The organism is Streptomyces sp. NTD91, from assembly GCF_059510455.1.
The window spans coordinates 73,505-83,356 of sequence record NZ_JCAJZW010000036.1 but is presented as its reverse complement, the minus strand read 5'-3'; the positions used below and the strand labels follow the sequence as shown (position 1 = coordinate 83,356).

General features: G+C 73.1%; 8 protein-coding genes and 1 tRNA gene. 6 read left to right on the top strand and 3 right to left on the bottom strand.

The features are described from left to right. The first annotated feature begins 435 nt into the window (after window positions 1-435). From AC5WRT_RS29260 to AC5WRT_RS29235, 6 genes are all read left to right on the top strand, one after another. Window positions 436-509 (top strand) — tRNA-Gly (locus AC5WRT_RS29260). Window positions 510-989: 480 nt separating this feature from the next. Further along, window positions 990-1,211 carry a hypothetical protein gene (locus AC5WRT_RS29255; protein WP_496092319.1) on the top strand — a complete coding sequence of 74 codons (222 nt, stop codon included), beginning with the start codon at window positions 990-992 and terminating at the stop codon, window positions 1,209-1,211. Window positions 1,212-2,583: 1,372 nt separating this feature from the next. Beyond that, the gene (locus tag AC5WRT_RS29250; protein ID WP_496092318.1) at window positions 2,584-2,790 is read left to right on the top strand and encodes a cold-shock protein; all 207 of its coding nucleotides are present in this window, start codon (window positions 2,584-2,586) and stop codon (window positions 2,788-2,790) included. A 248-nt stretch (window positions 2,791-3,038) separates the two neighbouring features. After that, window positions 3,039-4,547, top strand: a complete 1,509-nt coding sequence (locus AC5WRT_RS29245) for a DEAD/DEAH box helicase (RefSeq protein ID WP_496092317.1) — start codon at window positions 3,039-3,041, stop codon at window positions 4,545-4,547. Between the two features lie 79 nt (window positions 4,548-4,626). Next, on the top strand, window positions 4,627-5,034 hold the full coding sequence (locus tag AC5WRT_RS29240) for a CBS domain-containing protein (protein ID WP_496092316.1): 408 nt from the start codon (window positions 4,627-4,629) through the stop codon (window positions 5,032-5,034). 45 nt (window positions 5,035-5,079) lie between these two features. Continuing rightward, window positions 5,080-5,367 carry an SCO5918 family protein gene (locus AC5WRT_RS29235; RefSeq protein WP_496092315.1) on the top strand — a complete coding sequence of 96 codons (288 nt, stop codon included), beginning with the start codon at window positions 5,080-5,082 and terminating at the stop codon, window positions 5,365-5,367. A 216-nt stretch (window positions 5,368-5,583) separates the two neighbouring features. Here the strand turns inward: AC5WRT_RS29235 and AC5WRT_RS29230 are convergent, their stop codons facing one another. The 3 genes from AC5WRT_RS29230 to AC5WRT_RS29220 form a co-directional block, all read right to left on the bottom strand. Then, window positions 5,584-6,861 carry a vanadium-dependent haloperoxidase gene (locus AC5WRT_RS29230; protein ID WP_496092314.1) on the bottom strand — a complete coding sequence of 426 codons (1,278 nt, stop codon included), beginning with the start codon at window positions 6,859-6,861 and terminating at the stop codon, window positions 5,584-5,586. Between the two features lie 939 nt (window positions 6,862-7,800). After that, window positions 7,801-8,679, bottom strand: a complete 879-nt coding sequence (locus AC5WRT_RS29225) for a universal stress protein (protein ID WP_496092313.1) — start codon at window positions 8,677-8,679, stop codon at window positions 7,801-7,803. Between the two features lie 824 nt (window positions 8,680-9,503). Then, a complete protein-coding gene (locus AC5WRT_RS29220) occupies window positions 9,504-9,791 on the bottom strand; it encodes a metal-sensitive transcriptional regulator (protein ID WP_496092312.1) in 288 nt (95 codons plus the stop codon). Between the last annotated feature and the right edge of the window lie 61 nt (window positions 9,792-9,852).

Below are 9,852 nucleotides of genomic sequence, written 5' to 3'. Positions count from 1 at the left end.
CGCTTCTCCAGGGCGACCGGCACCACACTGCGCAGCCGGGCGCACCGGGGACACCGCATGAGTCGGCCGGGCCCGAGCCGGTCGGCCTGCTGCATCGGGAACGAAGCGGTGCTGAAGACGTGCCCGTCCGCACAGCGGACGACAGTGCGATCCATCAAGTCCATCAAGTCCCTTCCCCACGAGCCTCGTCGGACTTACGGCCCCGACGACAAAAGCCACATTACGGGATCAAGGAGAAGACTCTCCAGGCGGCGCTCCGACCTCCCCCGAGCCCTCCGCCGGGCCTCCACGGTACGCCCCAACTCACCCCGCCCGCAGCCGGATCCGGGCCCGCGAACGACGCAGACCCCCGGCGCCCGGGCACCAGGGGTCTGCGATGATGTACAGTGAGCGAGGTCCGGGCACCGATTCCGCGAGGATCATGTCCGTACTTACGCGGGTGTAGTTTAATGGTAGAACATCAGCTTCCCAAGCTGAGAGCGCGAGTTCGATTCTCGTCACCCGCTCCATATCAAACCCCAGGTCAGCGGCCTGGGGTTTATGTGTTGTCGATACATGCCGCGAGATCGAACGTCGTCTTAACCCTCCGGCGGAAGGCGGCGGTCGCCACGTCCCTCCACGGGTCCGGCACGGCGGCGTCGGGCCCGTGCGTCCGCGTCATCGCCGGCATATCCGGTCCGGTCGCGGCTTCGACGACGACAGCGGGGGCGTGCTGCAGACTCCCGGACGGCGCTGCCCGACGACAGCAGGTGGACACCGAGGCGCAACTCGTGGGCATCCCCCAGGCGCTGGGGCCGGCCAGTGAGCCGGCCGCCGTACCGCCGGAACCGACGCAGGCGTCAGTCGCTGCGGACGAAGGAGATCCTGCGGTCGAGTTTCGCCGCTGCCCCCGCTCGAAAGCCCAGGTCAGTGGCCTGAGGCGGCGCTTCCGGTCTGGATCTGTGCCGATGGCCACAGCGAACGGGGTGCGCATGGGCTCATACTGAGTCATGACAAAGCCCGCTGCGCCCAAGCGTCACTTGCCCACCAGCCCCTTCAAGGCCCCGGTCACGCCGGTCCCCAAGCACTTCGCCGTGGGAGATCAGGTCACCCACGACGTGTACGGCCTCGGCAGGGTGGTCGGCATCGAGGACGGAGTCGCGGCGCTCGTGGATTTCGGCTCGGCGCAGATGCGGATCTTGAGCCCGTACGCCAAGATGACCAAGCTGTAGGACCGCTGTGCCCGGTCGCGGCACACCCAGGCCCTCTTCGGGGGCCTGAAACGAAAGAGAGCCTCTCATCGATCTGACGTCCCTGTTCTCCGCGCTGGAAGAGCAGCCCCGTTCTTCCGGCACGGCATCGCCGCCCCCGGCGACCAACCCCTTCCAGGCCCCTGACTTCGACGTCGAGCAGGGCGAGGCCTGGCCGATCGAAGGTCCGCGGGAGCCCGGCCCGGGCATGCGTGCGACGCGACCGGGGGCAGTCCGGCTCCCCGAATGACGGCGGCTCCGGCGACGCGGCGGGGGCTGTCTCCGGTGCTTGCGGCGAGGAGGGGAGCGAGCCGGCCGTTCGAGGACCGGCGACGGGGCGCTCACCCCTCCGGAGCCGGCACCAGGACACGGAACGGACCGGGCGGCACGGCCGTGAGCGTGTCGTCTCCGGCGCTTCTCCACCCCGAGGACCGCGGCGTCGCGACGGCCCCGTCGCCCCGGTCGTCCACCAACACGACGCTCCGCACGGCGCGTCGACCGGCGAGCGGCGCCGGGCAAGGTTCCAGGGCCGGTCCCGGTGTTCCCAGCACCCGCGGGGCGGGTCGGCGGTCCCGGAGACGACGAACAGCCGCCCGGCGCGGTGCGGCGTTAGCGGACCGCCCCGGCCGCGCCCGTCGCCACGCCGGGTCCGCATCGTCGCCGAAGTGCTGCGCCGCGGCTCCGCGTCCGCCGAGCAGCGTGGCCGTTCAGGAGGAGCCGAATGGGAGGGGCGAGGGGAAATCTGTCACGGCCAGCCCACATCTCGCGGCCGGCGTCGGGCCTCCCGCCGAGAACACCCCTGTCGTCGGCAGCTCGACGACGACCGCCCCGCCTCCACCAGGGGACGGGCCGCCGACCTTCCCCGGCATCACCCCCGGCTTCCTCCGGGCCGTCGGCGAAGCCGGACTGATCAGCCCTCTGCGCTCGCAGAGCGGCCACCGCCGTTACTCCCGCCGTCAGTTGCCCGTCGCCGGCCGCACCCGCGAACTGGTCGGCCAGAGCCTCCCCGGCAAGGCGCGTGCCGCGTCGTCCGCCTCGGGGCCGCCTCGGGGCCCGCTCGACGACTCCCTCCGGCCGGACCCGGAAATACGCCGCGGGCCGGACCAGCACGGCGCGGATGTCTGGTCCCGCCGGCACAGAAACACCCACCGGAGCGGGACAGGAATTTCCGGACACCACCTAAAACGCACCGCCGCTTCCACCCCGCCTGTGTTAACGTGACAACTGTTGCAGTTTTGGTTGCCAGAGATTTTTCTTTGCAGAGCTTTCCGGATCTTTCCGGAGGGGTGATCATCGCGGCGACCCGGCTCCGCAGGGTGCGGAGTCCGGCACTGCCCCCCAAGGGAGATTCGATATGGCATCCGGCACCGTGAAGTGGTTCAACGCGGAAAAGGGCTTCGGCTTCATCGAGCAGGACGGCGGCGGCGCCGACGTGTTCGCCCACTACTCGAACATCATCAGCAACGGTGGCTTCCGCGAGCTTCAGGAAGGCCAGAAGGTGAGCTTCGACGTCACGCAGGGCCAGAAGGGCCTGCAGGCCGAGAACATCGTCCCCGCCTGACATCGGCGCGAATCGTCGCGAGCCAGTGGTTCGCACATCATGAGGCCGGGGCCCGCACTCCTGGGGTGCGGGCCCCGGCCCATTCGCTCGCCCGTTTTCCGAATTCACCGGAGACGGACGGCTCCGGGCCCAGCATCAAAAAGGCCCGGCTCTTCACTTTTTTTCTTCGGCTCATTCTTGTGAATCCCGCGTGCGGCCCCACCGCCGGACGGAATTCCTCGATACGCCGCATCGAGGAAGGTTCCCCCATGAACCGCACCCGTCGCACCGGCGGCACGTCCGGTGGCTTCCGCGCGGACGGCAGGTCCACGCGTTCGACAGGCACCGCTCCCGGCAGCCGCTCCCGCACACAAGGAACGGGCCGCCAGGGTGCCCGTCCTGGCACCGCGCGGAAGGCCGGCCAAGGCGCACGTCCCGCCCCGCGCCGCCAGGAGTTCGCCCTGCCGGTCACCCTCACCGAACCGCTGCCGGCGGTGCAGACGTTCGCCGAACTCGACATGCCCGCACGGCTGTCGGCCGCCCTCGGCGCCGAGGGTGTGACCGTACCCTTCCCGATCCAGGCGGCCACACTGCCGAACGCGCTGGCGGGCCGGGACGTCCTGGGCCGGGGGCGTACGGGTTCGGGCAAGACGCTCGCCTTCGGCCTGCCGGTACTGGCCCGTCTGGACGGCCGGCGCGCCCAGCCCCGGCAGCCGCTCGCCCTCGTCCTCGTACCGACCCGGGAGCTGGCGCAGCAGGTCACCGACGCGCTCGCCCCGTACGCCCGTGCTCTGCGGCTGCGGCTCGCCACCGTGGTGGGTGGCGTGTCGATCGGCCGACAGACGAGCGTGCTGCGCGGCGGCGCGGAGGTCGTCGTCGCGACGCCCGGCCGCCTCAAGGACCTGATCGAGCGAGGAGCCTGCCGGCTGGACCAGGTCACCGTCACCGTCCTCGACGAGGCCGACCAGATGGCCGACATGGGCTTCATGCCGCAGGTGACCGCGCTGCTCGACCAAGTGCCCGGCACCGGCCAGCGGTTGCTGTTCTCGGCCACCCTGGACCGCAACATCGACCTCCTGGTGCGCCGCTACCTGCACGACCCCGTCGTGCACTCGGTCGACCCGTCCGCCGGCGCGGTCACCACCATGGAGCACCACCTGCTGCACGTGCACGACGACGACAAGCACACCGCCGCGACCGAGATCGCCGCCCGCGACGGACGCGTGCTGATGTTCCTGGACACCAAACACGCGGCGGACCGGCTCGCCAAGCACCTGCTGTCCGTCGGGGTGCGCGCCGCGGCACTGCACGGCGGCAAGTCCCAGCCGCAGCGCAACCGGACGCTCGCCCAGTTCAAGGACGGCCAGGTCACGGTGCTGGTCGCCACCAACGTCGCCGCCCGCGGCATCCATGTCGAGGGCCTCGACCTCGTCGTGAACGTCGATCCGCCCGGCGACCACAAGGACTACCTCCACCGCGGCGGCCGTACCGCACGCGCCGGCGAGTCCGGCACGGTCGTCACCCTCGTGCTGCCCCACCAGCGGCGCGCCGTGGACCGCCTGATGGCCGACGCCGGCATCGCTCCCCGCACCGCCCGGATCCGCCCCGGCGAGGCCGAACTGCAGCGCATCACCGGCGCCCGGACCCCCTCCGGGGTGCCGGTGGCCCTCGCCGCACCGGCCGACGGACGCGGGGAGGCCAAGGGATCCGGGGGCCGGCAGCGCAGGGGCCGGGCCGCCGCCCGAGGCCGTCGGCCCGCGCGGAGGAACAACCCGTAGCCCGAACCCGGGGATGCCTTCCCCGCGGTCGCGGCGAGCCGTCGCCCGTCCTGCCCGCCCCGACGACGAGGAGAAGCCCTTGACGCCGTTTCCGCCCCGAACACAGCAGGCCGACAGCGCCCACGGCACCGGTCTGACCGCCCGCGACGTCATGCACGCTCCCGGGCCGCAGGTGGACGACCACATGGCGGTCGACGTGGCCCTGTCCGTGCTCATCGGTGCGCGCGTCCCGCACCTGCTCCTCCGGGACGAGGACGGCCGGTGCGTGGGACTGGTCACTCGGGCCCAGCTCGCCGCGCACCGCGGCGGCTCGTGGTACAGCGACCGGACGCGGCTGCGGGACATCCCGCTCGACCGCGGACCGTTCACCCCGTCCAGGGCGGCACTCGGCGAGGCGGAAGCCGCCATGCGGGGCCGGACCCTGGACGTGTCCCCGGTGATCGACGAGTACGGCTACGCCCTGGGCGTCCTCGCGCTCGTCCCCTGACCGTCGCCCCCCTCCGTCGTTCTTCCCCGCCCTGTGGAGGCATCCATGCGCTGTGTCATCGCCCGTTTCCCCTTCGACCTCACCAAGGGCGAGGTCGAACAGTCCATGAGCGGCATCACGCCCGAACCCGTCACCGGCGTGGCCGTGACCGTAGGACGTCGCCTCTACCCCGTGATGCAGGTCGGGGAAGTGATCACCAGGCAGAACCGCCGGGACTTCACGGTGGCCGAGATGCGCCGGGCACTGACCCGGCTCGGCTTCACCTGCCACGAAGCACCCCCGGTCGCGCCGGCTCCGGACGTGCGAGCCGACGAGGACGCGCTCGGCTGGTGACGCTCCCGCGGGCGACGGCAGATAATGCGCCGCCCGCGGGTTGGAACACCGGGGTCGTGGCACCCGGGTGGTGGCGGGCCGGCCGCGTCCCGCGGGCCGGTGGTTCGGCGAAGAGCCTCAGACCGCGCGAGGCCGGTACGACCCGTTCCCCGGTTGCCGCCGCGAGGCTGCTCGGCGACAACCGGGTGCCGGCGGCGGTGTGCCGCGCGCTGACGGTCACAGGCGCCGTGCCACGGAGTCGGCCACCCGTGTGCCGAGTTCCCGGCCCGCGCGGTTGTCGATAAAGGTGTGCTGGCCGGCCCAGATCCGGCTGAGCCACGCTTCCGTGGCGGCGTCCTGGAAACCGGTGAAGGTCCGGGTCATGCCCTTCGAGGTCACCGAGAGGTGATGCCGTGCACCGTAGAACCCGGCGAGCGTCGTCGCCGCCGCCTGGCTCAGGGCGGCGTGAGCGCTGGGGTAGGACGGATCCGGGGCCGTCGTCAGCAGGGGTGTCCAGTCGGGGGCGCCGACGATGCGCGGGTTGTAGTGCGTACCGCCGAGCCGGATGGCGGTCACGGGCCGCCACACGCGGTAGGCGTACTTGGCGTCGTACGTCGCGATCGTGGTGTCGGCGAGGGACAGGTCGAGCCGGGCGAAGACCTGCACCGCCTTGTCCAGGCTCGCGTTCTGGGAGGTGACCAGGTTCTGCGCGATCTGGTTCCAGACGTTCCAGACGGGAGCCGCAGACCAGAACTTCGCGGCCGCGGTCTGATCGGGGGTGCGGCTGGTGCCGGTTCTGCCGCCCAGTCTCCTCACCTCGTTCAGGGCGCCTGCGTACGCGGCGCCGCTCACGGCGGGCGGCGCCGCCGGACGGAACTGGCGTCCGTCGGCCAGCACGAACGGCTTGACGGAGCCCCAGTCGGTGAACACCGGTGCCGGGAAGTCGGGCGGGGTGGTCCGGTACTCACCGGGCCTGTCGCCGGAGCTGAACCGCGGCGGCTTCGCCGAGGACCCGTCGTGGGATCGCAGGCCGAGCAGTCGACGGGCGACCGTCGCGCCCACGGTCGTCCCCGCCTCCTTGGCCGGCCCGCCGGGAATCGCGGACAACTGGCTGCGCAACAGCTGGTCCTCGCCCGCGCGCTCGGCCGGGTACAGGGCCACCAGCACATCGTGGGCCGCCTGGTCCGCCGCGGCATCCGCACGGGCGCCTCGCGGCGCCGACACCGAGAACGCGTAGGCGGGGCCGGCCCGGGTGATCGACACCACCGCGTCGTACTCGGCGGCCTGGAGGAGCGCGAAGCTGCGCGTGGGGTGGACGGTGGCCGGCTGCGCCTTCGGATCGCCGAGAACGGTGATGAGTTCGCGGTTCCAGTCCACGACCGACGTCCCCGGCGCCGTGGCCGCGGTGGGCCGGGCCGGAGCGTGCGCGGCTCCGGCGCCGAAGGCGGGGCCGGTGAGCACGGCTGCGAGCGCGGCCCCGGTCAGTACGGCGAGTGTCTTCTGCTGTCCACCCATGCTCTGCGGCTCCTTGTCGCTGGTGGCGGGCTGGGCGACCGTCGTCGTACACGTCGCCCTCGCGGGCCGTGGCGCGTCGTACGGTCGGCGGACACCACGGACCACGCGGGGAGTCCGCGGCGCGTGGCGCAAAGAAGCACTCCGGGCATCGGCTCCGGAGGGGACGGGGACCGCGAGGCCGGCTCCGTCCGGCTGACTCCCGGCTGGGCGGTCGTCGACGGCAGCACGGCCGGACGATCACCTCTTCGACGCCGTCGAGGCCGCTTGCCAGTTACAGCGTGCGAGAATCCGTCACCCACCGCAACTCCGGCGTCGTGGTCGGACACCCCGCGAAGCGCACGAGCGGTACCGGGGCCCTCGTGCTCGGTGATGTGGCAGTGCTCCGGCCCCGGACACGCGCTCGTGGTGTCCTCGGTGCCGCGCTCCCGGTGCTCCGGCGGAACCGGCGGCCGCCACGCGGCGGGGGCCTGGGAGTCCCGGGCAGGACGGAAGCATGCGTCCCGGGCGGGCGAGGGGGGACAGGGCCGTCGGCGCCGAGGACAGCGGCAGGCCCGCGGCGCTCACCCTCTGCGCGTCCTCCCACGCTTCCGCGAGCCGGCCGGGCCTGGCCGCCGTCCCGCCCAGAGCACGGTCGGCGGGCGGGTCTCGTCCTTTCTCGTCCGAGGGGCCCTTGTGTCTTTCCCCGCCGTCTCGGGTCCCGGCCGCCCGCCTGTTCCGTCAGGCCGGTGGCGGGACGACGACGTCGGCATGCCCAGGGGCAGCACGGGACGACAGGCCGCTCACGGCCTCGCACGTCGTCGCGTACCGGGACGACCGGCCATGTCCTCGCCTCGCGAGAGTCGCTCGCCGCGCGCACGGCGGTCCCTGCCGGGACACGCACGAAAGGCGATCGACGAGCGGGAGGGGTACGGCTGTTCACGCGGGGCGTCGGAGGGCGCGTCAGTCCTGTCCGCGGACCACGGCGACAGGGCAGTGCGCGTGATGCAGCAGGGCCTGGCTGACCGAGCCGAGCAGCAGGCCGGCGAAGCCACCGCGTCCGCGCGCGCCGGCCACGACCAGTTGCGCGTCCCGACTCGCCTCGATCAGGGCCGGGCGGATCCGCGCACGGACCAGGCGCCGCTCCACCACGACCCGGGGACAGCGCGTCCGCCACGGGGCGAGGGTCTCGTCCAGCAGCCGCTGCTCCTCCTCGCGGAGCCGCTCGACGTCGATCACCACGCTCAGCGGGTCGCCCCGCCCCTCGTGGGCCCGTTCGCTGCGGGTGTTCCACACGTGCACGGCCAGCAGCCCCGCACCGCGCATCGACGCCTCGGCGAAGGCGAACTCGACCGCGCGTTCGCCCACCGGGGAGCCGTCCACCGCGAGCAGCACGGGACCGGCCGGGTTCGCGCTGCCGCGTGCCACCAGCACCGGGCACCGGCCGTGGGCGGCCAGATGCACGGCGGTGGAACCCAGCAGCAGGCTGCCGAACGCGCCCAGCCCGCGGCTGCCCACCACGACGAGCGAGGCGGTGCGCGACTCCAACTCCAGCACCATCAGCGGCTCGCCGACGGTGACCTCGCGCGTGATGTCCACGTGCGGTGCGATCTCCCGGGCCCGCTGTTCGGCCTCGGTCAGCGTGCCGTCCACCAGCTCGCGCAGGCCCGCCGTGGCGGGGCTCCACGGCGCGCCGCCGGACGGTGGGTGGATCGACGGCCATCCGAAGGCGTGCACCAGCCGCAGGCCCACCCCGCTGAGCACCGCCTCGTGTGCCGCCGTCTCGACCGCGTGCAGGCTGGACGGTGAGCCGTCGACTCCCACCACTACCGGTTTGGCCATACCGCGCCTCCTCGCCGGGTCGGCTCTCGTCCATCCTCCGCCACCGCGACGCGCGGCGCATCGGGCGGACAGCCTCCCGGGCTCCCTGACGGCATCGGTGCCCGGCCCGTCCGCGCCCTCGAAACCGGTCCGGCGACGCCGGGCGGAGCGCTCGCCGGACGGGTGCCGGTCACCGCGCCGGCCGTGGCGTTCGTCCCGATCACGGCCGCCGTCGCGCTGCGAGTGCTCCGCCTCCGGTCCCGCCCGCCCGGTCCCGCTCGGCGTCGGAGACCGCCGCGCCGGTACGGCCCGTACGCGCGGCGGCCCGCCCGGTCCCCGGCGTCGGCGGCGGTTTCCCCGCCGTAACGGACCCGGCCGACACTCCCGACCCACGGCGCTTGCGACAGCGACCGGAACCGCACCCACCCGGCCACCGACGCCCCCGGCAGTCTCCTCGCCGTAACGGACCCGGCCGACGCTCCCGACCCCCGGCGCTTGCGACAGCGACCGGAACCGCACCCACCCGGCCACCGACGCCCCCGGCAGTCTCCTCGCCGTAACGGACCCGGCCGACACTCCCGACCCACGGCGCGGGCGGCAGCGGGCCCCGGCTGTGGTCATCACCGTCGGCTCCCCCCAGGGCGACGGCCGTGCGCACCGGTACGGCGAACGGCCTGGGCCGGGCCGCCGTGGGGCCGCTCGACGGGGCGGCGGTCCTGGGTGCCTGGGACGGCAAGCCCCGGTCGGCGAAGCTGCCCGGGCAGGCTCTTCAGCGCGTCTTCGCCTTCGTCCGGCTCACGGTGGCGGGTTTCATGCCGACCGGCGCGGGGGGTGATCGGCCGTCCTCATGCCAGCGACAGGAACAGCCGCTCCAGCCGCGCGCGCATCGCCTCCAGGTCCTCACCGCTCCCGCGGCCCGACTCCATGTCGAGCACACACTGCTGCAGGCCGGTGGCGATGATCGCGAACCCGGCCCGGTCGAGCGCCCGTGAGGCGGCGGCCAGCTGCGTGACGACCTCCTCGCAGTCCCGGCCCTCCTCGATCATCCGGATCACCCCGGAGATCTGTCCCTGCGCCCGGCGCAGCCGGTTCAGCACGGCTTTCAGGGATGCGCCCTCGAGATCCAGTTCCACGACCACTCCTCCACCTATACCCCCAGGGGTACTGTACGTCCCGGTTCGGACGACGGCGACC

What these genes read in the sequence shown, in the direction of transcription:
- AC5WRT_RS29255 (WP_496092319.1), top strand. Translation starts at nt 990, where the DNA reads ATGACAAAGCCCGCTGCGCCCAAGCGTCACTTGCCCACCAGCCCCTTC.
- AC5WRT_RS29250 (WP_496092318.1), top strand. Translation starts at nt 2,584, where the DNA reads ATGGCATCCGGCACCGTGAAGTGGTTCAACGCGGAAAAGGGCTTCGGC.
- AC5WRT_RS29245 (WP_496092317.1), top strand. Translation starts at nt 3,039, where the DNA reads ATGAACCGCACCCGTCGCACCGGCGGCACGTCCGGTGGCTTCCGCGCG.
- AC5WRT_RS29235 (WP_496092315.1), top strand. Translation starts at nt 5,080, where the DNA reads ATGCGCTGTGTCATCGCCCGTTTCCCCTTCGACCTCACCAAGGGCGAG.
- AC5WRT_RS29230 (WP_496092314.1), bottom strand. Translation starts at nt 6,861, where the DNA reads ATGGGTGGACAGCAGAAGACACTCGCCGTACTGACCGGGGCCGCGCTC.
- AC5WRT_RS29225 (WP_496092313.1), bottom strand. Translation starts at nt 8,679, where the DNA reads ATGGCCAAACCGGTAGTGGTGGGAGTCGACGGCTCACCGTCCAGCCTG.